Below are 24,454 nucleotides of genomic sequence, written 5' to 3'. Positions count from 1 at the left end.
CTAAATGTTTCTATTAACAAAACCACCCCTGTTACCAGGCAAATACAAATGACACAGACAATGATCAGTTTTTTTATGCTATCTCTTTTCAACGGTCAATATTTTTTGTCAAGTGTTTGGGATGCATTTTTTTGAATTTAAACTACTCAAATGTAACAGGTCTTTGTTTAAAAACCTGTGACATTTGTCACATGTCATCTTCAAAAATTATTCTGATTATTGAATGAATGTTCACGAAGGAAGGGCTTCCTATAGCAACATCATTCTCGCCACGTAGCTTGTTTTCTCTAACGGTAATGAAAGTGTGCCTAAAGTGTGTTATTCTTCGGTCTTTAAAATTTTGATGGCCCCTTGTTTTAAGGACACAATACCTTCGTTTTCTAGTTTTTTTAGAAGTCGTGATATTACTTCGCGAGAAGAACCAAGTTCATAGGCGATTTGCTGATGGGTAGTCTGTAAGATGGTATTTCCTTTCAATTTCGCTTCTTTCTTTAAATAGTCAAGCAGACGTTTATCTTTATTCGAAAAGGTAAGCGTCTCGATGGTCGTAAGCAATTCCTCAAATTTTAAATTGAAAAGGTCATAGATAAATTCATTCCATTGTGACTGGGTTTTAGCAATTTCCAATGCTTTGTTAGATGGAAGGACCACCACTTCGGCATCCTGTTCAACAATGGCTTTTATACTGCTGGTCTCTCTTCTCATTAGTGTCGTTACAGACATCACGCAACTTTCCCCAGGTTTTATGTAGTATAAAAGCAACTCATTGCCGTTTTCTTCCTCTTTATAGACTTTGATAAGTCCGGATATCACCAATGGGATGAGTTTGATGTAGGCTCCTGTTCTAAGAATGGTGGTTCCTTTTTCTAGCTTTATGAGCTGGCAAGCAGCGGCCAGTTCTTTTTTCAGGGCGGGCGATTTAGATAACTGAGGGAAATACTCTTCTAATGCTTGAACGATCACGAAATACTTTTTTATAAAGATATAGAAATGCAATTTAGAAAAGCGTTCCTTATCATTGGCACCATAGTTTTTTTGGAAGTGGTATATCATACAATCTCACACGGAATATCATATTGTAACCTATGTTACAAAAATTGCAGGCGAAAACGGCTAACTTTATAAACTGTAGGTTATACATATGCAGCAATGAAGAGACGAAGTTTTGTTAAGAAAGCGGTTCTAGGATCAATGGCAATGGCCATTGGTACTGATATCGTTTTTGGAGCGACGATGCCAAAGGGCTATCGTCCTTTGGTCTTACAAGATCCCGACCCCTATAAGTTGTTTGGTAAAGACAAGGAAATGGTCGTACTAAACGATAAACCATGGAATATAGAGGCCAAGGCGCACTTATTGGATGATAAGATCACCCCCAACAAATACATGTTTATAAGGAATAACGGTCTTATCCCTGAAAATATTGATGTCACCAAGTGGACATTGACAATAGATGGCGAGTCCGTTAAACAGAAAAAAACCTATACACTTGCTGAATTGAAATCCAACTTCAAACAATATACGTACCAACTTACGCTCGAATGCGGTGGTAATGGCCGTAGTGAATTTGATCCACCGGCAAAAGGGAATCAATGGACGGTGGGAGCAGTATCATGTGCCAAGTGGACAGGGGTGCGTTTACGGGATGTATTGGAGGATGCAGGTATTAAGAGCGATGCCGTTTATATTGGATATCATGCCGCAGATGTGCATTTAAGTCGGGACCCTAACAAAGAGCCGATATCGCGCGGTGCGCCGATCTCCAAAGCCTTACAGGATGAGACCTTATTGGCCTTCAAAATGAATGGAGAGGACATTCCGTTAGCACATGGGTACCCATTACGGCTTGTCGCTGGTGGTTGGCCAGCCTCTGTCTCAGGAAAATGGATTACCAGAATTAGCATACGCGACAAAGTGCATGATGGGCCCAAAATGACCGGTACGGCCTATCGCGTACCCTGCAACCCCGTAGCACCAGGAGAAAAGGTCAAAGATGAAGAGATGTGCATCATAGAATCGATGCCAGTAAAATCGTTGATCACCTATCCAAAATCGGGAGCCACCATCAAAAAAGGAAAAAGGCTTAATATTCGCGGACATGCTTGGGCTGGAGAATTGGAAGTGGCAAAAATGGAATATTCCATAGACTTCGGGGCCACTTGGAATGAATGTTCCATTGAGAAACCAGTGAACCGTTTGGCATGGCAGCATTTTTCAGCAACGGTAGATTTCCCAAGGAAAGGATATTATGAAGTTTGGGCACGTGCCACAGATAGTCAAGGTAGCAGTCAGCCGATGCTATTACCCGGTTGGAATCCCAAGGGATATTTGAACAATGCATGTCACAGAATTGCAGTTAAAGTCGTCTGACCATGGATAAGCACGAAGAATTCAGAAAGAGTGTTCGACAAATTCGTCGTCTTTTTGTCCTTTTATTCACGGTATTCGGGCTTATTTCGGGGGGAGTCTTATACCTTATGATGGACCCAGATCTTTCGATATTCAAAAAAACTTCTTCCGACCCGACTTTTGTCGTCATTCCAGAAGAAGATGAGGATCGTATTGAAAATGGCATTCATGTTCGTACTGGTTTGAAAGATGCCGAGGGCTTGATGGTCGTGGTTTATAATTGTACCAATTGTCATTCGGCAAAATTGGTCACTCAGAATAGAATGAATAAAGAGCGGTGGGCTGCCACCATCGATTGGATGCAAGAAACACAGAATCTTTGGGATTTAGGAAGTAACGAAGAGGTGATCATCAATTATCTCGTAACGAATTATCCACCAAGGGAGAAGGGAAGAAGAGAGCGCTTAATAAACATAGCATGGTATGACCTGGAACAATAGTTACATACTGATCCCTCTCTTATTGTTTTCCTGTAAAAACGATACGATAAAGCAAGAAGCGAAGGATATTCCGGCAGTTGTTTTGAACAACAGGCCAGGGAACTATGTTAATGATTTTCATCTCATAGAGGCAGAGGAGCTTCAAAGGATCTTAGATTCTGATCGTATCAAAATCATTGATTTTAGAAAAAGGGAAGCATATGATAAAGGGCACATCGAGGGAGCGATCCATGTATATCGGTCCGATATCGAGGACGATTCCTATCCTTACAAAGGAATGATGGCAACGAAGGAGACCATCGAGCGATTGTTCAGCAAGTTAGGAATTAGAAATGACGATACCTTGGTGATCTATGACGATAAAGGGGCAAGTGATGCCGCTCGTTTGTGGTGGGTATTGCAGAATTATGATTTTGACGCAGTAAGGCTCCTAAATGGTGGTTTATCCACATGGAGATATCAAGGCGGGTCCCTAAGTGTAGAAGTGAATGCGGCGGTAAGTTCCGATTTCAAGTTGAATGATAACCCTTCATTAAGGTATTATATCAATAAAGAACAGCTTATAGATCAAGTCAGCGCAAACCCTGAGACCGTTTTGCTAGATACTAGAAATAGAGATGAGTTTAGTGGAAAGCGCAGGAAAAAGGGTGCTGTAAGAGGGGGGAGAATACCCAATAGCGTATTGATCGATTGGGCAGATGCCATTGATTATCACGGCACCAAGAAGTTTAAGACATTCAATGCCTTACAGAAACGATATGGGACATTAGGCGTTCCCAAATCGCACCCGATCATCACCTATTGTCACTCTGGGGTTCGATCTGCTCACACTACTTTTGTGCTCACACAGTTGTTGGGCTATGAAAATGTAAAGAACTATGACGGCTCTTGGACAGAATGGAGCTATTTTGAGAACCTGCCTTTTGAGCAGGATAGCATAACTACGATTAATGAATGACTATGGAAAAATATATTGACGCATTTGTAAACGCTTTTATGGGAACCGTACAATGGACCTGGAAGTCGATCATTTTTGAAGTGCCATGGTATACCAACTATTTTTGGGGCCTTGTGGCAATCTCGCTTTTTGTTTGGGGGTTAGAGATCCTATTCCCGTGGCGTAAGGAGCAATCTATTTTTAGAAGGGATTTTTGGTTAGATGCATTTTATATGTTCTTCAACTTCTTCATCTTTGCCATCGTTATCAGTGGGGTGTATAAAATATTGGGGCTCCTGTTTGGTGAGTTTGGGCTCACCGCGAAATCATTCGCCATTGTTGATATTGCGGCATGGCCTATGTGGGCGCAATTGGTCGTCTTTTTCATCCTATTGGATTTTGTACAATGGTTTACGCATGTACTTCTGCACAAGTATCGCTTTCTATGGCGATTTCACAAAGTACACCATTCTGTGAAGGAAATGGGCTTTGCGGCACATCTGCGCTACCACTGGATGGAGAATATCTTCTATAAACCATTAAAGACATTTGGGGTATTGATCTTGGGAGGGTTTGAACCCGAACAGGCTTATATTGTTCACTTTGCGGCGGTTGCTATCGGGCATTTGAATCATGCCAATATCAAGATCACTTGGGGTCCACTAAAGTATATCTTCAACAATCCTGTGATGCATTTGTATCATCACTCGTATGTGCTTCCAAAAGGGAGCTACGGCGTAAATTTTGGTATTAGTCTTAGCATTTGGGATTATATTTTTAAGACCAACTATATTCCCGAAGATAGCGGCACGATAACGATAGGCTATCCTGGTGACGAGAAAATGCCCAAAGGATTTTTGAGACAGCTTATTTATGGTTTTAAGAATGATAAAAGATAATTAGATATTCTTCTTCATGATAAACGGGTCAAATAATTGATATCCTTGGGATAATTTGTCTTCATATCTTTAAAATACATAAGGTCATCTCCCCCTGTTTTTAAAAGAATTAAAATGGACAAAAAAGCGCGATATTTCTAGCATTTTTGATGATAAAGGTCATATGTTAAGACCGATTTGGCTAGTAATTTAGAGTAGCTTTTGAGCTATGATCTAGTGGTAAATATCCTTGGTTTTACAACCATTTTGCCATTAGAATCGATCATTGTTAATCTAAATTTACAGTTATGAGAAAAGCTTTAGTTAAGTGCACTTTTTTACTTGCTACCGCGATGACCTTTGCACAGGCGGGTCACATCATGCAAGGTGTAGGTTCAGTCAATATGTCCATGGGAGGTGCTGCAACGGCTCAGCCCTTAGATATTTCTGGAGCCTTGCAATGGAACCCTGCAACAATATCATCTTTCGATGGAACCATCTTGAAGCTAGATGCGGGATTCTTCTTTTCTTCTCCAGAATTGAGTGCTACAGTGCCAGAATTCGATAACACAGGACAACCGACAGGGAATTTCTTTAGTGGTACTACCAAGGATGACCGCGGGGTTTCTATTCTTCCGGCACTTTCTTTGGTATGGGGGAAGGAAGAAAGCAATCATACCTTTGGTGCTTCTGCATTTGGTATCAGTGGTTTTGGTGTAACGTTTCCCGAGAACATGAGCAATCCGATCAACGCGCCACAAAGCATGGGTGGGTTTGGTAGAATTGAATCAGATTATGCGCTATTACAGGTGGGATTTACATGGGCATATAAGGTATCCGACAAGTTTTCGATAGGTGTGGCACCAACTTTCAATTATGCCAGCTTAGAGTTAATACCAAATCCCACAGCGAATCCCAATCAATCGGGATACCCCACTACAGATAAGGCTTCAGCTCTAGGTTTTGGAACACAATTTGGGGCCTTCTTTGATTCAGGATCTGGCATAAAGGCAGGTGTTTCGTATAAGACAAAACAATCTTTCAGTGATTTTGAATTGGAAAATACGTATTTGGATAATTCAACTTCGACAAATGATTTCAATATAGAATATCCTGCAATTTTATCTTTAGGAATGGGATATTCAAAAGGAAACTTTGATCTAGCAATAGATTATCGTACCGTATTCTATGAAAATGCTAATGGATTTTCAACAACAGGATGGACACAAACTGCTTCGGTGGCAGGTTTTGGTTGGAAGAATATTTCAATTCTTTCCGCAGGCCTTCAATTTAAAGGAATAGACAAGCTGCCTTTGCGTTTGGGGTATACTTACAGTACGAATCCTATAGATGAGGAGGTCACGTTCTTCAATATTCCGGCTACTGCAATTATCGAAAATGCATTTCAATTGGGCGTAAGCTACGAAGTAAATGATAGATTTTCTCTAGATGGTGTTTTTCACTATGGGATGAGCAATGGCAGTACCACTGGCCCCGTACTTAACCCAGCGTTTATACAGAATTCACCACCTTATGGGGCCATTCCAGGAAGTAGTGTGTCCTATGACATGACCACATCGATGATAATGGTAGGAATAACTTATAATTTTGCAAAAGAAGGAGATAAATAATGATGCTCTTTGCCTAAATTGAAGTTAAGTTTTAAATCTAAGCACAGAAGCTGCTATAACATACTAATGTATTCAATGTGGTTTTTGTGCTTGGTGTAGATAGAAATATATTTTCTATAGCTGATGGTCATGAAGATGACCTAAGATAAATTCTACCGCCATTTTAGCGTGAAGGTCCGTAGTGGCAAACATGGGAATATCAAAGTCGTTCTTGGAGATAAGGATTGGCAACTCTGTGCACCCCAAAACGATTCCTTCAGCTCCTTTGCGTTTTAGCAACTGGATTTGTTTAATAAAGAAGTCTTTAGCTTCTGAAGTGAATTTACCTTGCGTGAGTTCTTTGGACACATAATGATGCGCCACATCCAAGTGTTCTTCATCGGGAATTATGGTATCGATTGAATAGTTCAATGAAAGATGTGTTTGTATAAACCCTTTGGTCATTGTGGGTTTGTTTCCCAATAGTCCCAATCTTGAAACCCCTCTCTTAGAAGCTTCTATGCCCGTGGCATCCGCAATATGAAGAATGGGAATATCAATTTTGGGTTGCACGAAATCATAGACCTTATGCGGGGTATTGGCACAAATAATGAGCGCCTCTGCACCAGCTTGCTCAATTTTGTTGGCGACCTCTAAATACGTTTTATTGATCTTTTCCCAATTTTGCGAGCGCATCAACTCGATATTGATGCTATGTAGTATTAACGGAGGGTTCCCCTGCGTCCCTATTTCCTTGCCGACCAGTTCATTGATCAATCGGTAATAGACTATGGTCGAGTGCCAAGAGGTGCCGCCAATCATTCCCAGTGTTTTCATCGTGTATGTTAATTAAGCGTTATTTTTAAGAAGAAAGTGGCTAAGATGTGCAACCACCAGCCACTTTCTAAAAAAACAATCAACCTCGGTTGGGGATTAGCCAACCAATTCTTTTTTTGCCAAGTAAAAATCAACCTTCTCAATCGAATCATCTTCGATCCTTGCATTCATTTCTTTTAAGGTTTTGGGCGGAGGTATGATGACTTTATCTCCCTTTTTCCAATCGAGTGGAAGGGCCACTTTATATTTATCAGAGATCTGTAGGCCTTCTAAAGCCCTTAGGATCTCGTTCATATTCCTACCTACATTTAACGGATAGTACATGATCAATCTTATTTTTCTTTCTGGATCGATAAAGAAGACCGCACGTACCGCTGCTGTTTCACTTTCGTTAGGCTGAAGCATTCCATACAGTTTGGCAACTTTCATATCGATGTCTGCAATAATGGGGAAGTCGAAATATACTCCCGTTTTTTCTCGAACATTGTTCACCCAACCGAGATGTGCATGAACACTATCGATGCTTAAACCGATGAGTTGGGTGTTCAGAGCATCGAATTCGGATTTGCGAGTTGCAAATCCGCTCATTTCTGTAGTACAAACTGGTGTAAAATCGGCGGGATGCGAAAATAATAGCACCCACTTATCACTTGCGATCTCCGAGAATTTGATGTTGCCCATAGTGGTATTGGCTTCAAAATCGGGCGCGGTATCACCAATTCTAGGCATGGTGTTAAAACTCTTATCAATGGTTTCCATGGTTATAGGTTTTTAAAGGTTGTCCAAAGTTACCTATAATCACGACCGAAGACAGTAACCCTTGTTACATAGTGAGTTAATGTAATCACAAAAAAGGAGCAGCTTTTTAGCTACTCCTTTTAAGATCAAAACGAATTTTTATTTTCTGTCGATGCTTATTTCAAAGTGGAAGGACAAACATAGTCCGTTACTGGGGCCCCTGCCTCTTTGATCGCTTTAAAGCCTCCTGCTACATCGATGAGATTGTGAATACCTCTGCTTTTTAAGATTGAAGCAGCGATCATGGAACGATAGCCTCCTGCGCAATGCACATAGAAGGTATCATCGCTTGGAAATTCGGCCAAATGGTCGTTGATGAAACTAAGAGGAGTATTTGCCGCTTTATCAACATGTTCTGAGACAAACTCACTTTCTTTGCGTACATCAAAGACTGGAACTTTTCCTTCTGATAGTGCTTTCTTAAAAGCATTAGCCGATACGGAAGTTACAGTGTCATAGTCCTTCCCTGCTTTTTTCCATGCGTCAAAACCACCTTTGAGATACCCAAGGGTATTGTCAAACCCTACTCTCGATAGTCTGGTAACGGCCTCTTCTTCTTTGCCTTCTGGAGCGATCAGAAGAATTGGTTGTTGTACATCGGCGATCAATGCTCCAACCCAAGGTGCAAAATCTCCCGATAATCCAATAAATATCGATCTTGGTACATGTCCTTTTACAAAATCATCTTGATGGCGAACATCCAGCACCACTGCACCAGTTTCATTCGCGGCCGCCTCAAAGGCCTCCGGTGAAAGCGGTTGTGTGCCACGCTCCAAGATCGTATCGATATCTTCGTAACCTTCCTTGTTCATTTTTACATTTAGAGGGAAGTATTGAGGTGGTGGAAGTAGACCTTCCGTCACCTCTTTCACAAATTCTTTCTGAGTCATATCTGCCCTCAGGGCATAATTCATTTTCTTTTGATTACCTAAGGTATCGACGGTTTCTTTCATCATGTTCTTTCCACAGGCCGAACCCGCGCCGTGAGCTGGATATACGATGACATCATCGGCAAGCGGCATGATCTTGGTACGCAAACTGTCGTACAATGTCGCTGCCAATTGTTCTTGGGTCATATCTGCTGCTTTCTGTGCCAAATCAGGGCGGCCTACATCTCCTAAGAACAATGTGTCACCGGTAAAAATAGCATGGTCCTTACCTTTTTCGTCTCGTAAGAGATAGGTAGTGCTTTCCATGGTATGTCCTGGTGTGTGCAGTGCAACTATGGTGATGTCACCTAACTTAAACTCTTGGCCATCTTTGGCGATTATAGCATCGAATGAAGGATTGGCATTCGGACCAAAGACGATCGGCGCCCCTGTTTCCTTAGAAAGTGTGAGGTGCCCACTTACAAAGTCGGCATGAAAGTGTGTTTCAAAGACGTACTTGATCTTGGCATTTTCCCCCGCTGCCTTTTCCATATACGGCTTTACCTCACGCAATGGATCGATGATAGCCACTTCTCCATTACTTTCAATATAATAGGCTCCCTGGGCGAGACATCCTGTGTATATTTGTTCAATTTTCATCTTTTCAAGGTTTTAATTCGGCAGTAAAATTAGAATTATTTAGAGGTCTTTACAGTAACATTTGTCACAAATGTCATTTGGTAGGAGAATGTAATGATATCGGCTTTAAAAAGCAAAAGTCTCGAAATGGATTCTCGAGACTTTTTTTATCAATCGGCTCCTTAATGCTTATAGCATGGATGTTGGCTCTACGAACTCAGACCTCGGTATATCTGTTTCTTTGATGGCATTAAAACCTTCGATCACATCCACAAAATTATCCCATCCACGTTGCTTTAGGATTGATGCGGCGATCATACTTCGATATCCACCTTCGCAGTGTAGCACAAAAGATCCTTCTTTTGGAAATTGCGCTAAATGTTGGTTGATCTCATTTAAAGGAACATTAACCGCATCGACAGCGTGTTCAGAATCAAATTCGCTCTTCTTGCGCACGTCAAATATCAAGTGCTTTTTCCCCTTCTGGATTTGCTCCAAGTCCGAGGCGGTGATTCTATCGATGCTATCAATTTCTTTATTGGCCTTCTTCCAACTTTCAAACCCACCTTCCAAGTATCCTATCGTATTGTCATAGCCTACTCTAGAAAGTCTGGTAATCGCTTCTTCTTCTTTTCCTGGATAAGTGATCAAAAGAATATGTTGTTTTACGTCTGGGATCATCTCGCCTACCCATTGTGCAAAATTTCCTTCTAGACCAATGTTTATGCTGTTAGGAATAAATCCTTTAGAAAAATCTTGGGCCTTACGTGTGTCTATCATTAGCGCATGGGTCTCATTTGAAGCAGCTTCAAAGGCATCAGGTGATAATGGTTGTTGACCTCTTTCCATGATGGTATCGAGACTTTCGTACCCTTTGATATTCATAAGTACATTTTGAGGAAAATATCCAGGAGGTGCTGTCAATCCGGTAAGTAACTCTTTGATAAATTCTTCCTTGGTCATATCTGCACGAAGTGCGTAGTTGGTCTTTTTTTGATGCCCCAAGGTATCGCTGGTCTCTTTGCTCATTTTCTTTCCGCAAGCCGACCCTGCTCCGTGATTGGGATATACGATGATATCATCACTCAGCGGCATGATCTTGTTCCGCAACGAATCGTAGAGATGCGCTGCTAATTTTTCTTCGGTCAATTCAGAGATCACATGTTGAGCGAGGTCTGGGCGTCCTACGTCACCGATAAACAAGGTATCTCCTGTAATGATCCCGTGTTCTTTTCCTTTCTCATCTATAAGGAGATAGGTGGTACTTTCCATGGTATGTCCAGGGGTATGGATCACCTTTACCTTATAATTCCCAACCTTGAAGATCTGTCCGTCCTCAGCTACGGTTGCTTCATATGCAGGTTTTGCTAAAGGCCCAAAAACGATCTCTGCGCCAGCCTTTTTCTTAAGATCTAGATGGCCGCTCACAAAATCGGCATGGAAGTGTGTTTCAAAAACATACTTGATCTTCGCATTGTCCTTTTTTGCGCGTTCCAAATAAGGTTCAACTTCTCGTAAAGGGTCAAAAACTGCAGCTTCGCCATTGCTTTCAACATAGTAGGCGGCGTGTGCCAAACATCCGGTATATATCTGTTCTACTTTCATAATTATATGTTTAAAACTTTTGGTGTCATAAATGTATCAATGGTCAAATACATCTACAGCAACCTAGGTTACAAAACTCGTTGATAATTAAGAAAGCGCTACTGACAAATATCAGTCAACGGGTCGTGAAGGAGGTTTTTTGTTTGTTGTGCTATTCTCTTTTGAATCTCACTTTTGGATACCTTTCCGTCGAAATGCGCGACTGCCTCATAGGTCTTCACAAAAAGATTTTCAGCCCCTAGGAGTTGAATGAGATCACTACTAAAGATGATATCGCGTGTCGGGCCGATAGCGCCTGCAATCATAAAACGAAGGCCCCTCGCATTTAATTCTTTAATGATGTGTTGTAGTTGTAGCGCTGCGCTACTGTCGATATAGTTAATGGCCTCGGCATTAAGAATGATTCCCTTCAGACCTTTTCCTTTCTTTTCAATTTGCTTGAAAAGCTGATTTTTAAAATAGTCCTTATTTCCAAAGAACAATTGGGCATCAAAACGCAAAATAAGCAGATCGGCTCTTTCTTCAACTTCCTTATTGAAGCGGTCGATATTTTTGAAATATTCCGTTCCTTTTATTCTACCGAGAATGGCGATATGAGGTTTTGAAGCTCTGTATACCATCAATAGCAATGAGATGAGCACTCCAAGAAGGATCCCCTCTTTTATACCGATGACCAACGTAATGAGAAATGTAAGAATGAGCAACACAAATTCGTCCTTTCTATATTTGAATAGTTTTATAGGGTATTTTAAATCGATAAGCCCAAAGACGGCCACCATGATGATCGCTGCTAGCACGGCATTTGGTAGATAATGGAACAGGGGTGTTAAAAAGAGCAATGTCAACCCCACAATAAGCGCACTAATGATTGCTGCAACTCCAGTTTTTGCTCCAGCCTGCTCGTTGACTGCTGTTCTCGAGAAACCGCCGGTAGTAGGGTAGGATTGAAAAAATGCACCGATGATATTGGAAGTTCCCAAAGCAACCAATTCCTGATTGGCATCCACCTCGTAATCGGTATGTTTTTCCTCAACGGCCTTTGCTACCGAAATGGCTTCCATAAAGGCGATGAGAGCCAAGGTCAACGCTATAGGAAGAAGTTCTGAGATACGACTACCATTGATCGAGGGTATTTGAAACTCTGGGAGACCTTTTGGTACGGCACCTACGATCTTTACGCCAAAATCTTGCCACCCACCCAGATAGACGATCAAGATGCCCAGCACAACGACCAGAAGAGCCGCTGGAAATTTCTTATTGAGCCGTTTTAATCCAATGATCAGCAAAATAGCGACCAATCCAATGCCGAGCGCGTATCCGTTCGTCTCGGAAATGGTATTGAGAACATTTCTCAATAAAAAATGAATTTGGTTGCTTTGAGCGATTTCGGCTCCTATGAGGTGTTTTAATTGACTAAGCCCTATAATGATGGCCGCCGCCGAGGTAAATCCACTGATGACGGGTTTTGAGAGAAAATTCACTAAAAACCCCATTCTCAAAAGGCCTAACAGCAATTGGATCACACCCATGAATAACGCCAGGAAAATGGCCATGCCTATATATTCCTCAATTCCCGATAGGGACAAAGCTCCTAAGCCTGCGGCAACCAACAAGGAATCCATAGCCACAGGTCCAACGGCAAGCTGTCGGGAGGTTCCCATCATTGCATAGATGATCTGCGGAATCAATGCGGCATACAATCCAAATACTGGTGGCAGCCCAGCGATCATCGCATAGGCCATCCCCTGTGGAACCAGCATAATACCCACAGTAAGACCTGCTACAAGATCTCCACTGAGATAAGATCTCTTATAAGCAGGAAGCCATGTAAATATGGGAAAGACTTTTTTGAGCATCGCAAAGTTTTAATGCAAAAGTAGTATGATGAAGGTTAAAGGTAAGTAACCTAAGTTACAGCTCCAGTAAATTGATGTGATTTCGATGCAATTCGATCTTCCCGAGATTCTCTAGTTTTTTTAACAGTCTAGAAATGACCACCCTCGAAGTATGCAGGTCATACGCAATCTCTTGATGCGTGTTTCTAATGACCATTTCATTATTTACTCTAGACTTTTCCTTTAAGTACTTAAGTAAGCGATCGTCCATTTTTAAAAAGGCGATGTTATCGATGGTCTCTAGCATCTCATTGAGGCGTAGATGATAGCTTTCTATCACAAAATTTCTCCAACTTTTGTATTTCATCATCCATTCATCCATTTTTTGTACAGGCACCATGATCAATTTGGTATCCATTTCGGCAATGGCTCTGATCTCGCTACGTGTTTGTCCCAAACAGCAGGTGAGGGTCATAGCGCAAGTGTCGCCAGGTTCTAAAAAATAGAGCAGCAGCTCGTCACCATCCTTATCTTCTCGTAAGATCTTAATGGCTCCTGAAACCAACAATGGCATCGAACGAATATAATCCCCGATTTCCAATAATTTAAAGCCTGCTGGAATTTCTTTGAAAGTGCCCACCTGATTGATCTCTTGTAACAATTCAGATTCAAATAGATTTCCGTATCGATCTTTTAGTTCTTGAATCATATGACAGCTTAGTGGTTTTTGAAAGTAAGTTTTTAGATATATCCATTTTTTGCCAGGAACCTCGACCTGATAGCATCAAAAGATCAAACCTAGTCTAGAACAATAGCAACAAATGCAACTAAAGTTACATAAAAGATAGAAGATTAGCTGTGTATAAGCTGGTCTAAAAGACCTAGAATTGAAGAAGTCGAAGGAGTGGATTAAAGTATTCCTAGTTTTTCTAGCACCCAATTGCTTGCGTGGTTCAGGTTAACGAAAGACTTAATATTCCCACTAAAAAAGATGTTCTCTATGTCAATATTTAGTAATTGAACCTCATCGTAGGCTACAACTGCAAACGCCTCGAGATTTGGAAAAGTTTCCTTTAAGGACAAATAATCGGTTGGTACGACCGAATAGGAGTTGATGCGGTGGGAGATGTATCCAAAAGACCTTCCTTTAAAATGTGTGTGCACGAGTTTTGTCAATTCTTTAGCCGTTCTGAAGCCAAAACAAGTACCTTCGGCAATTTCTGTGATAAGGTAATTTTCGTAGAAAAAGACTTTTCCCACATCAAGGTTGTATTGCTTGATCAAGCGTTCTTGTGTTATGATATTCTGCACTTTAAGCATATGGTTAAGGGGGCACTAAAGACAAAGATAGGACAAGAAAATAGCCCTCCGAGGAGTTTTCGTCCAAACATCAATTTGTCTCGATAAGAGGTTGATAATTCAAAAATAACCAAAGTGATGCGTAAAGAGCACCGTTCATAATATGAACTGATAACGATACGCAAGATCTCAACGCAAGTGTTAGGGATTTTTCAGAAAAACTATACAGCACCTATACGATCTTTTTAAAAAGAAAGACTCATTTAACTTGAAACTGATATCTTTATAGGAATCAACTAAACTAAATACATTATGATTGGAATTCTTTCCTTTGTCGGGTTTACGGCCTTGGTGGGCATTATTTCCTATTATGCCACCCGAAAGACCGACGAGAAATCTTCAGATGGTTATTTTTTAGGGGGACGTAGCTTAACAGCTGGTGTTATTGCCGGTTCCTTGTTGCTTACCAATCTATCAACCGAACAAATTGTTGGACTTAACGGAAATGCATATTCCGAAGGAATATTGGTCATGGCTTGGGAAACACTAGCGGCTATTGCCATGGTGGTCACTGCGGTATTTCTGCTTCCTAGATATCTCAAAGGAGGCTTGACAACCGTGCCCCAGTTTTTGGCAAGTCGATTTGATGTGAGTACCAAGACCATCACGTCAGCACTTTTTCTAACAGGATATGTGGTGGTATTATTACCAACCATCTTATATTCGGGGTCGATCGCCATAAGCGGGATGTTCAATGTGCCAGAAATGTTGCAAGTGAGCGAATTACAGGCGCTGGTCATCTGTGTATGGGGAATTGGAATTATTGGATCGATCTATGCGGTATTTGGTGGCCTTAAAGCTGTTGCCGTATCGGATAGTATCAATGCCATAGGTCTATTGATCGGCGGAATCCTTATTCCTGTCTTTGGATTGATGACAATAGGAGATGGAAGTATTTTTGAAGGGTTGAACATTCTTACGCGTGAAAACCCAGAAAAATTTGATTCCATTGGAAAAGTCACGGATTCCGTTCCATTTGCAACCATCTTTACTGGAATGATGTTGGTTCAGCTTTTTTATTGGGGCACCAACCAACAGATCATTCAGCGGGCCTTAGGGGCGAAAAACCTTCAGGAAGGGCAAAAAGGACTGCTTTTGGGGTCCTTTATCAAAATTTTAGGGCCGCTTATCGTCGTACTTCCAGGAATTATCGCATGGCATCTTTTTGAAGGAGGCTTGGAAAATGCAGACGAGGCCTATCCCAGATTGGTCAATGAGGTGCTGCCACCATATTTGATCGGATTTTTTGCTGCCGTGTTGTTTGGAGCTATTCTCAGTTCCTTCAATAGTGTGCTAAACAGTTCCGTTACCCTATTTGGAATCGATATCTACAAGCAGCATATCAACAAAGAGGCCAACGAGCGGACCACCGTCAAGTATGGGAAAATATTCGGGATCATTCTGGCAGTGGCAGCCATGCTTATCGCACCGCTCATTGCTAATGCTGGAAGTCTGTTCGAGTACTTGCAAGAAGTGAATGGTATTTACAGTATTCCTATTCTTACGATCATAGTAGTTGGTTATCTCACCAAGCGAGTACCTGCTATCGCAGCGAAGATCGGAGTGGTCTCTGGATCGGCATTGTATATTCTAAGTCAGTTTATCATGAAGCCATATTTTGTAGAAAACGCATTGAAGGAGGCTTCTGCGAACGGGATAACAGACCAGGCTGCTTTGTCATTGGTAGAGGCCGAGGCCTATCCACACTTCTTGCATGTTATGGCGATCCTCTTTGTGGCAAATGTGCTGATCATGTTGATCATCGGGGCGATAAGGCCGCGAAAAGAAGCATATGTTCAGGAATATACCCAGCAGGTAGACATCACGCCTTGGAAATACACCAAGATAGCAGGTCTTGCGATTTGCGCAATTGTCATCGCAGTATATATTTACTTCTCTTGATGTAATAAGAGTTTATGTATAAATATTTCACCATTTTCATTTTGTGTCTTTGCGGATTTCTCAAAGCACAAGAATATCCTCCAATCTTAAACTACACCACCGAGGAATACGGCGGTGAAAATCAGAATTGGATGATCTCTCAGCATGTTGATGGTACCGTCTATATTGCCAATAATAAAAGTCTTTTGTCATTCGATGGTGCGCGTTGGCTTTTAGAACCATCCCCAAACGAAACCATCATACGTTCGGTAAAGGTGGTAGAGGACCGTATCTATACTGGCGCCTACATGGAATTTGGATTTTGGCAAAAGGACAAACTCGGAAAACTTCGCTATACGTCGCTGAGCAAAGCTTTGGATATTCCGATGGTAGAAGATGAGGAATTTTGGAATATTCTAACACATGAGGAATGGATGCTCTTCCAATCGCTAGACCGCATTTATCTATACAACCGAAAGACCAAGAGCTTTAACAGCATCTCATCAGAAAATGTGATCACCAAAGCTTTCAAAGTGGGAGAAGAGATTCTTTTTCAAGTTTTGGGAGAGGGACTTTATAAAATAGAAAGTGGAGAGCGCAAATTGATAGCCTCCAACGATCTATTGAAGAACGAGCGGATCATCAATATATTCTCCAAGAATGGTGACAAGCTGATCTTAACACAGAGCAAGGGATTTCATTATCTTAAGGAAGACGGTCTTGAACAATGGGATATTTTGTCCAATAGTAAATTGCGGTTTGCAAGTATTTATAGCGCAATCGCATTAAGAGAGGGCGGATATCTTTTAGGAACTATTTCGAACGGTATATTTTATATAGATGATGACGGCGATCTGTCATATGAATTAGACCGAAAGAATGGCCTTAGCAATAATACGGTGCTGTCCCTATTCCAAGATGTAAACGATAATCTATGGTTGGGATTGGATAATGGTATCGACTGTATCAACAACGCCTCCCCGCTAAGGATCTATTATGACAAGAATGGAGAATTGGGAAGTGTCTACGCTGCTGCGATACAAAATGGTAATCTCTACCTGGGTACCAATCAGGGCTTATTCTATAGGCGAATGACAAGCAATGAAACCTTTACGTTCATTCAAGGGACAAAAGGGCAGGTGTGGTATCTGGGGATTCATAACGATCAGTTGATCTGTGGTCATGATTCTGGGACATTCGTCATAGAGAAGGATCGTGCCGAGAATATGGTCGATATCGCCGGCACATGGTCTGTGAATAACTTCCCAGGTGATAAAAATGTCTTGATACAGGGAACATACAACGGACTTTATATCTTAGAGCAGTACGACAAAGGATTGAGACTTAGAAATAAGATCGCAGGGTTTGATAATTCGTCAAGATTTGTTGAGGTAGGACCAACAAATGAAATCTTCGTTTCTCATGAATATAAGGGTGTCTTTAGAATTTTGCCCAATGAATCCTTATCCGAAGCCAAAAGCGTATATAAAGATTCGATAGTAAGAAAGGGAGCGAACTCTTCACTTGTGAGCTTCTATGATAAGATATACTACGCCTCTAGGGATGGTATTTTCGTGTATAACAATACCACTTTAGCTTTTGAACTGGATAGTATAGCAAGCAGCGTCATTAGAAGTGATGCATATACTTCAGGAAAATTGATCGCGGATAAAACAGGTAAACTTTGGATGTTCACCGAGAACAATGCCAATTATCTGTCAAAGTCTCAACTAAGTGAGAAGCTCAAGGTAAATCGAGTTTCATTTCCTTATAGTTTGATCAAACCGATCGCAGGTTATGATAACATTCAACACCTCGATGGCGAGCGATATTTGATCGGAACCTCTGATGGCTATTTGACCGTTGACCTAAATGAATACCGAGAGTTTGACTATCGCGTAAGCCTTAGTACCATTGAGCTAAACCTTATAAAACAAGGGGTAATGAAGCATCTTCCTATTGCTGAAGTCGGAACCTTCAAAGCTGAAGTGAATCATATAGAATTCAATTACAACGTACCAGAATACGAGAAATATCTCATCACCGAATTTCAATATAGACTGAAAGGACTATATGATAAATGGAGCGATTGGAGTACACAGCCCAAAGCACAGTTCGAAAATTTACCACATGGCGAATACACATTCGAAGTACGTGCAAAGATCGGCAATAAGATCTCAAAGAATATAGCAAGCTATAGCTTTGTAATTCAACGGCCGTGGTATATTTCAAATATTGCCATCGTCATCTACTCGCTATTGCTCATATCACTGTCTTTAGTGATCCATAATTTCTATAAGCGATATTACAGGAAGCAGCGAGAGCGAATATTGATGAAGAGTCAGAAAGAATTGGCATTGAAAGAATTGGAAAGTCAACGCGAGATCATCGAACTCAAGAACAAACAACTGACGGCGGATATAGATAACAAGAATAGGGAACTTGCGATCTCTACCATGAGCTTGGTAAAGAAGAACCAGTTCCTAAGCAGTATAAAGGATCAACTTAAAAACATCGATGCGGATAGAAAAGTGAGTTCCGTTATCAGAACTATCGATAAGAACTTGAATAACACGGACGATTGGAAATTCTTTGAAGAGGCCTTTAATAATGCAGATAAGGATTTTCTCAAGAAAATAAAGACGAAACACCCAAGTTTAACACCCAACGACTTGCGCTTATGCGCCTATTTGCGCCTCAACCTCTCCTCGAAAGAGATTGCACCCCTCCTTAATATATCGGTTAGAAGCGTAGAGATCAAACGCTATAGATTGAGAAAAAAAATGGAGCTTCAACACGAAAATAGCTTGGTAGAGTATATTCTTGCCATATAAACCTAGGCTTTTAGGTATGCACCAATATCAAAACTTTAACTTCTCGTACTTATCCCAAATCCCCCAATAGGCACCCACATCTCCTTCTGCGGCTACTTTCCAAGATTCATCGAATGACGTGAAATACATCATCTCGATATTATCTTTCTTGGACCACATTTGGGCATTTATAAAATACTTCATAAAATTGATGCCATTAGGATGTGAATCTTTAAAATTGGTACCCTGACTAGGCCACCCTGTCTCAGAAATGATCACTTTCTTGCCTTTTGCAGCAGCCAAGGCTTGGTAATACATATTTTTCATATACGGCAAGGAATAATCAATATGGCAACCTTCCCAAAAGGGATAGCAGTTGATCAATAGGATGTCGCAGGCATCGGTAAGTTTTGGATAAACGGTGAACTTAAAATAGGCATCCACATAGCTTACAGGGATATGCTTAGGTATGGCCTCTTTGACATAGCGGATGTGGTCGATGATCTCATCGACGGTCAGGTCCTCGCGAAGTAGTACCTCATTGCCAACCGCAGCTATATCAACATTGCCCTCTTTGGCCAATGTGATAAGCCCTTGAATTTCTTTTTCGTTTTTGTCTTTATCTTTTCCAAGTTCAGCACCGACCATCGTCTTGATACCTAACTTTTTTGCCGCCCGAGGAATATGCTCATGACCTTCTGTGCATGAGAACGAACGCGTCCATTTCATATAAGGTTTCATGATGTCTACTCGACGCTGTATCTGCGATTCAGGTAATATTATGCCTGGACTTTGCCCTTCTTGATAGGCACTAAAGCAAAGGCCGTGCATCCCTTGCGCCAAAATTCTGTTATATAGTTCTCGGATGTCTTTTTCGGTCATATCCGAGAAGTCGTAGCCTCTTAGGGTTGGTTGTTGGTTTCCACTAATTGATGACATCTTTCTAGTTTCTTAAAGGTTATAAAAATTCTAACGTAAAGCAATGTAGCTTTAAAGCTCTCCTCTTCGTGCAACTAATTCTTCTTTGATTTTTCTTGCCTTGTCTTCTGTAAGGCTATATTTCCACATGACCCATACAGCGAGCGCCGCTGTGACAGATGGAACCACAATATCGGCGATCCGAAGGTTGTTCATCGTCTCAAGACTCTGTTCGGTAGTGTTAGGGTCGAAGCCAACAATGCTTAGGATCAATCCTCCAAGGACCAATGCTATAGACTGGCCTATCTTCACCATCAACCAATAAATGGCTCCAAAAGTTCCTTCTTTCCTTGGCATTCCATTTTCCAATTCGTCCAAATCACAAACATCAGCGGTCATAGACATCATCAGTGTAAATAGCCCGCCCATACCAAAGGCAAACAATGGAATGGGTACAAATATGAGCCAAGGTATTTCACTACCTGGATCGATACTAAACCAAGACATACCTATCTTCTCCAGTACTGGATTCAATGATTCAAAGATGGTCCCTATTCCAGAATTCAGGGATTTTCCCAAGCCTGTTTGGCTAAATTCACTGTTCAGCTCTTTATCAAATCCCCACCATTTTAACAAGTATCCTACGATAGATAAAATAGTAGAAATGATGAAGGCTTTTCTCTTGCCCCATTTATTGGCCATTCTAGAAATAATTGGGATGACAATGAATGCTGTGATGATCGCATTGATCGTGTTGAACCAAGCAGGCCATGTGCCTGCTTGCTCATAGCTGCCATTGTACATATAGAATACGATGATAAAGACGCCAAATGCTGCCACGAGTTGAAATCCGTTAAAAACTAAAAAGGTGGCGCCACATAATTTCATGAAAGGCTTGTTCTTCGAAACTTGGACTATTCCCGCAAGTAGGTCCTTCAAATTGGCAACAAGCGTCCTAAAATTGATCTCTTTTCTATTTTCCATATGTGACGCATCAATACCCTTGCAAAAGAGCGCAGGTAATATCCCAAAAACGATGCATAGGGCGCCAACAATGAGCGCCATGGTTCGGACACCCTCTGTTTGCGTGTTAAAGGTATTTGTATCGGGAATGATCACATACAACCAAGGGACGATCATCCAAGCAATTTGACCCATGGTGTTGGAAAACGCCATTAAACGAGTTCGTTCGTTATAATCCGATGTCATTTCATAGCCGAGACCTACCAAGGGCGTGGCAAACATGGTATTACCTATTAGGAATAGCAATTGAAGCACCATAACGTGCCAGATAATGTATGATTGGGAGGCGTCGTCATCCAGTTGCCACATTAGGAAGAAGAGAATACCACTAATGATAGCACCGATGAAGATGTAAGGTCTACGTCGCCCCCATCTAGACTTGGTGTTGTCCGAGATGAAACCCATGATCGGATCCGTTATCGAGTCAAAGATTCTTGGCAAACCACCTAAAAGGCCCGCCCATAAAGGATCGACCCCCCAAGCGGTTAAAAGAAAGAATTGAATAAAAACTCCTAGGGTTCCTGGTAAAATATTCAGTATGAAATGGCCTGCGCCAAATGCTGCTTTTTGCCCCACAGGGACTTTATCTTTGGCGGCGGTTTTGTAGTGTGACATGATCTAGTGTGTTATGATTGTTGGATTCATTGGTCTATTTTATAATTAACTGCTGGTATCACGATGGTTTGAAGAGCCATTTCACTTATTTTTATGTTCACCTTTTTTTCACCCAGTTCTAGCTGAAAGTGTTTTACAGTTTCTTCAGGGTTGAAGATCACCACTGCAATAGAGTTGTCAGGATTCTTAACGGCTGTGACCATTAACGAATCATCAGAATTCTCAAATCCAATACGCACTGCTCCAGGGCGTATGTATTTACTAAAATGGGCTAGGGTGTAATATAAAGGGGTAAAGTATACCTCGTCCTTTTCTGGATCCACGATCACCGGTGCCACACACCAGTTCTTGAACCAATTAGGCCCTCCCTGTTTGTCTAGAACCATATTCCAATCGATCCAACCATCTACCCAATTGTTAAGACATCCAATAATATCGCGGGCATAGCGAAATACAGGAACGTATTTTGGATGTAGCGGTTTTTCGTGTTCGGGCGCCCAATCCCAACCCCAATCGGTTGCTTCTTTGCGCCAATACCAAGCATCGTCTTTCCATTTTGGCACTTCGGCGTCAACACATGCCTCAGTTTGTATTAGATACTTTTCTGGTGCTTTTTGGTGTGCATATTGCAATGCCTCAGGAAACACCTCAAAGGTACTGGCATACCAGTGAATTGCTGTTCCATCAAAATATTTTGAGCTAGCCTCATTCGCAAACATCGTATCGACCCAATGTTTTAAATGTTCGCGATTCTGGTCATACCCCAAGATCTTTATATCGCCCTTACCTTCAGCTTCTAATTTTGGGCCGAGATGATTTTGCACAAATGCTGTCATTTCCTCTGCGGTAAAATGCATACTCTCCCAATTATTTCCGTTGCCTAGCGGCTCATTCTCAACTGTAAGCCCCCAAATATCGATACCCTGTTGTTTGTAGGCATCAATATATTTTGCAAAGAACAGCGCCCATGTATCATAGTATTTAGGCAGTAACTTACCACCCACCCAATCATTGTTGTCCTTCATCCACGGAGGCGCGGTCCAGGGAGAGGACACGATCTTAAATCCATCCTTTGAGGTTTTCATCGCCTGTTTTATGAAGGGAATGATATCTTGAAGATCTTCCTCTATTGAAAAGTGTTGCAGGTCCATATCATCTGCTATGGGAGCATACGAGTAGTTCTTCAACGAGAAATCGCACGAATTTATATGGGTACGGGTAAGTGAATATCGAGCGCCGCTTTCACTAAAGTAAGCATCGATGATCTTCTTTCGATTTTCTTGGCTCAATTGATTTAGCAGATGAGCTGAAGCTTCTGTAAATGACCCCCCAAATCCGGTGATCCGCTGGTATTTTTCTTCAGGTAATATCCTTATTTGAGAATTGGTATGCGCCGTTGCAAATTCGTTGATGTTGGTGAGTTTGTTTCCTCCGGCTGAAGTTTCATATACCTCTATCTCTAATCTTTGTTCTGTTTCACAAGCAATAAGCATAGCAACCAATGGTATTATCAAATTTCTATTGAGCATTTCATTTTTTGGTTTTGTGCCATCTTACGGGCTATTGGTTAATCGGTAATCGGTTTTAATGGGTGGAGACCAAGATCTTTTTCGTGGGAGGCAAGGACACTTGGCTCATCATTAATTGCTTATTGCCATTATAGGTCTTTTCGATGCGATTTCCATCTCTTTTCAATCCCTTAAACACACCATCATCCACCAATGGCCATAAGGCATACTTCGCCTTTCCGTCAATCGTGAAAAGCCCAAAATGATTTTCCGACCCCTCAGGATTTTGTGAATCTTTCCATTGTTCATCAAAACCTTCAAAATAAAAGCAGGTGATGCCTGAAGCATTGGTCCAATCGCGCATTTCCTTATAATACCTAGCTTGCTTGTATTCATCGGTCGCTTTGGAACCATCTGGGCCATAAAATTCATCGGAGACACTGGCCCAACCTGTTTCTCCGATATGAATCGGTTTGTCGATGCCTAAGCTTTCGATGTAATCGACGGTGCTTTGGTATTGCGAAATGGCATAGTCTCTAGCACGTGTCATGGCCTTATCAATTTTTTCAGTGTAAGACAAGTGTTCTTCCTCTTCCAAAACACCCCAAAATTGCGGATTGTAATGCGTATCGTGCATCGGATAGGTATGCAGCGATACGAAGTCTACAGCGCTGATCAGTTCTTCTAGATCTTTATTATGATAGGTAGATTCTCCACCGCCCCAAGAAGCAAAATTATCCGAACTTGTGATCCAGAGTTCTTTTGGTAATTCTCCTTTAAGTTTTAGATCTTGGAGATGATTTACCCATTTCAGTATAACCCGAGGTTGCACGTAGTAGCTCGCTGCCCATTTTACCATGGCTTCGTTGCCAACAGCTAAGATCTTTACGATATCTGGATACTCCTTGGCCAAGGCAACTGCTCTGGCGATCTCTTCTTCATTTTGGGGGCTTTCCTCTTGATGGTTTGGGGGAAGAGGCGTCCATGCATTCTTGCAATCGATCCACGCTCCGAGCATTACATACATTTCGAAACCGGCATCTTCCTCTTTCAGTTGGCGAATCGCTTTTAGAATATTTGGAGCTTGCGGTAGCTGTACATTGTATGTTCGTAATAATTTTATGCCCATGGCAGACAGGATCCTCATATCTTCTTTGAGTTGCTCGATGGTGGGTTGCACATCGCGTGATTGCTGTCGATACCCTCCATATGAGATCGCCAAGTAGTTGGGATTACCAAGAATCTCTTTTGCAGTCACTTCTTTTTCCATTGGGGTCTGATACATTCCTTTTTCCTTTTTCGTCTCTTTACACGAAAGATGTAGCATCAAGAGCATTGTGCCAATGACTATCTGTATCATGTATTTAATTGTCCGTTTCATCAATATGTTAATTTATCCGAAGGTCAACTCAAGAGAGAAAATAGATAAAGATCTAGCCATATTATGGCTGTTGTTGAAATGGGGCTAGCCATGAGCTAG

Annotated in this window: 19 protein-coding genes; 7 read left to right on the top strand and 12 right to left on the bottom strand. The window is 41.5% G+C overall.

Features of this window, described 5'->3' with window-relative positions:
• Nucleotides 1-318: 318 nt before the first annotated feature.
• Nucleotides 319-1,053: a Crp/Fnr family transcriptional regulator gene (locus tag ACFQ1M_RS11945; protein ID WP_386408494.1), complete on the bottom strand. Its 735-nt coding sequence runs from the start codon at nucleotides 1,051-1,053 to the stop codon at nucleotides 319-321.
• 96 nt (nucleotides 1,054-1,149) lie between these two features.
• Between ACFQ1M_RS11945 and ACFQ1M_RS11940 the strand changes: the two genes are divergently transcribed.
• The 5 genes from ACFQ1M_RS11940 to ACFQ1M_RS11920 all read left to right on the top strand — a co-directional run bounded on the left by ACFQ1M_RS11940 (nucleotide 1,150) and on the right by ACFQ1M_RS11920 (nucleotide 6,295).
• Nucleotides 1,150-2,370: a sulfite oxidase gene (locus tag ACFQ1M_RS11940; protein ID WP_386408492.1), complete on the top strand. Its 1,221-nt coding sequence runs from the start codon at nucleotides 1,150-1,152 to the stop codon at nucleotides 2,368-2,370.
• 2 nt (nucleotides 2,371-2,372) lie between these two features.
• Nucleotides 2,373-2,849, top strand: coding sequence for a monoheme cytochrome C (locus ACFQ1M_RS11935; protein ID WP_386408490.1), 477 nt, complete (start codon nucleotides 2,373-2,375; stop codon nucleotides 2,847-2,849).
• Nucleotides 2,833-3,807 (top strand): sulfurtransferase, encoded by a 975-nt coding sequence (locus ACFQ1M_RS11930; protein ID WP_386408488.1) that lies wholly within the window; start codon nucleotides 2,833-2,835, stop codon nucleotides 3,805-3,807. The genes ACFQ1M_RS11935 and ACFQ1M_RS11930 overlap by 17 nt, the downstream gene beginning before the upstream one ends.
• Before the next feature lie 2 nt (nucleotides 3,808-3,809).
• Nucleotides 3,810-4,685 (top strand): sterol desaturase family protein, encoded by an 876-nt coding sequence (locus ACFQ1M_RS11925; RefSeq protein WP_386408486.1) that lies wholly within the window; start codon nucleotides 3,810-3,812, stop codon nucleotides 4,683-4,685.
• A gap of 287 nt (nucleotides 4,686-4,972) precedes the next feature.
• Nucleotides 4,973-6,295, top strand: a complete 1,323-nt coding sequence (locus ACFQ1M_RS11920; RefSeq protein WP_386408484.1) for an OmpP1/FadL family transporter — start codon at nucleotides 4,973-4,975, stop codon at nucleotides 6,293-6,295.
• 114 nt (nucleotides 6,296-6,409) lie between these two features.
• Here the strand turns inward: ACFQ1M_RS11920 and ACFQ1M_RS11915 are convergent, their stop codons facing one another.
• From ACFQ1M_RS11915 to ACFQ1M_RS11885, 7 genes are all read right to left on the bottom strand, one after another.
• Nucleotides 6,410-7,111, bottom strand: coding sequence for an aspartate/glutamate racemase family protein (locus ACFQ1M_RS11915; protein WP_386408482.1), 702 nt, complete (start codon nucleotides 7,109-7,111; stop codon nucleotides 6,410-6,412).
• Between the two features lie 96 nt (nucleotides 7,112-7,207).
• Nucleotides 7,208-7,870: a peroxiredoxin gene (locus ACFQ1M_RS11910; RefSeq protein ID WP_386408480.1), complete on the bottom strand. Its 663-nt coding sequence runs from the start codon at nucleotides 7,868-7,870 to the stop codon at nucleotides 7,208-7,210.
• Nucleotides 7,871-8,025: 155 nt separating this feature from the next.
• Nucleotides 8,026-9,438: an MBL fold metallo-hydrolase gene (locus ACFQ1M_RS11905; protein ID WP_386408478.1), complete on the bottom strand. Its 1,413-nt coding sequence runs from the start codon at nucleotides 9,436-9,438 to the stop codon at nucleotides 8,026-8,028.
• Between the two features lie 168 nt (nucleotides 9,439-9,606).
• A complete protein-coding gene (locus ACFQ1M_RS11900; protein ID WP_386408476.1) occupies nucleotides 9,607-11,022 on the bottom strand; it encodes an MBL fold metallo-hydrolase in 1,416 nt (471 codons plus the stop codon).
• Between the two features lie 98 nt (nucleotides 11,023-11,120).
• The gene (locus tag ACFQ1M_RS11895) at nucleotides 11,121-12,878 is read right to left on the bottom strand and encodes a SulP family inorganic anion transporter (RefSeq protein WP_386408474.1); all 1,758 of its coding nucleotides are present in this window, start codon (nucleotides 12,876-12,878) and stop codon (nucleotides 11,121-11,123) included.
• Between the two features lie 55 nt (nucleotides 12,879-12,933).
• Nucleotides 12,934-13,566 (bottom strand): Crp/Fnr family transcriptional regulator, encoded by a 633-nt coding sequence (locus ACFQ1M_RS11890; protein ID WP_386408473.1) that lies wholly within the window; start codon nucleotides 13,564-13,566, stop codon nucleotides 12,934-12,936.
• A gap of 200 nt (nucleotides 13,567-13,766) precedes the next feature.
• Nucleotides 13,767-14,177 (bottom strand): hypothetical protein, encoded by a 411-nt coding sequence (locus ACFQ1M_RS11885; protein ID WP_386408471.1) that lies wholly within the window; start codon nucleotides 14,175-14,177, stop codon nucleotides 13,767-13,769.
• Nucleotides 14,178-14,468: 291 nt separating this feature from the next.
• On the opposite strand from ACFQ1M_RS11885, the gene ACFQ1M_RS11880 reads away from it, so the two are divergent.
• Both ACFQ1M_RS11880 and ACFQ1M_RS11875 read left to right on the top strand, forming a co-directional pair.
• Complete coding sequence (locus ACFQ1M_RS11880; protein WP_386408470.1) at nucleotides 14,469-16,118, top strand: solute:sodium symporter family transporter; 1,650 nt, start codon at nucleotides 14,469-14,471, stop codon at nucleotides 16,116-16,118.
• Between the two features lie 14 nt (nucleotides 16,119-16,132).
• Nucleotides 16,133-18,931 carry a triple tyrosine motif-containing protein gene (locus ACFQ1M_RS11875; protein WP_386408468.1) on the top strand — a complete coding sequence of 933 codons (2,799 nt, stop codon included), beginning with the start codon at nucleotides 16,133-16,135 and terminating at the stop codon, nucleotides 18,929-18,931.
• A gap of 27 nt (nucleotides 18,932-18,958) precedes the next feature.
• Here the strand turns inward: ACFQ1M_RS11875 and ACFQ1M_RS11870 are convergent, their stop codons facing one another.
• From ACFQ1M_RS11870 to ACFQ1M_RS11855, 4 genes are all read right to left on the bottom strand, one after another.
• Nucleotides 18,959-19,849, bottom strand: coding sequence for a glycoside hydrolase family 17 protein (locus tag ACFQ1M_RS11870; protein WP_386408466.1), 891 nt, complete (start codon nucleotides 19,847-19,849; stop codon nucleotides 18,959-18,961).
• A gap of 51 nt (nucleotides 19,850-19,900) precedes the next feature.
• Nucleotides 19,901-21,466, bottom strand: coding sequence for an MFS transporter (locus ACFQ1M_RS11865; RefSeq protein ID WP_386408464.1), 1,566 nt, complete (start codon nucleotides 21,464-21,466; stop codon nucleotides 19,901-19,903).
• 26 nt (nucleotides 21,467-21,492) lie between these two features.
• Nucleotides 21,493-22,959 carry a glycoside hydrolase family 30 protein gene (locus tag ACFQ1M_RS11860; RefSeq protein ID WP_386410846.1) on the bottom strand — a complete coding sequence of 489 codons (1,467 nt, stop codon included), beginning with the start codon at nucleotides 22,957-22,959 and terminating at the stop codon, nucleotides 21,493-21,495.
• Between the two features lie 91 nt (nucleotides 22,960-23,050).
• Nucleotides 23,051-24,355, bottom strand: a complete 1,305-nt coding sequence (locus ACFQ1M_RS11855) for a glycosyl hydrolase family 17 protein (protein ID WP_386408462.1) — start codon at nucleotides 24,353-24,355, stop codon at nucleotides 23,051-23,053.
• Nucleotides 24,356-24,454 lie beyond the last annotated feature (99 nt).

The sequence above is a fragment of the Sungkyunkwania multivorans genome (assembly GCF_042675645.1).
Lineage (GTDB): Bacteria > Bacteroidota > Bacteroidia > Flavobacteriales > Flavobacteriaceae > Sungkyunkwania > Sungkyunkwania multivorans.
The sequence above is the reverse complement of the archived record's forward strand: the minus strand, read 5'-3'. Positions and strand labels throughout refer to the sequence as shown.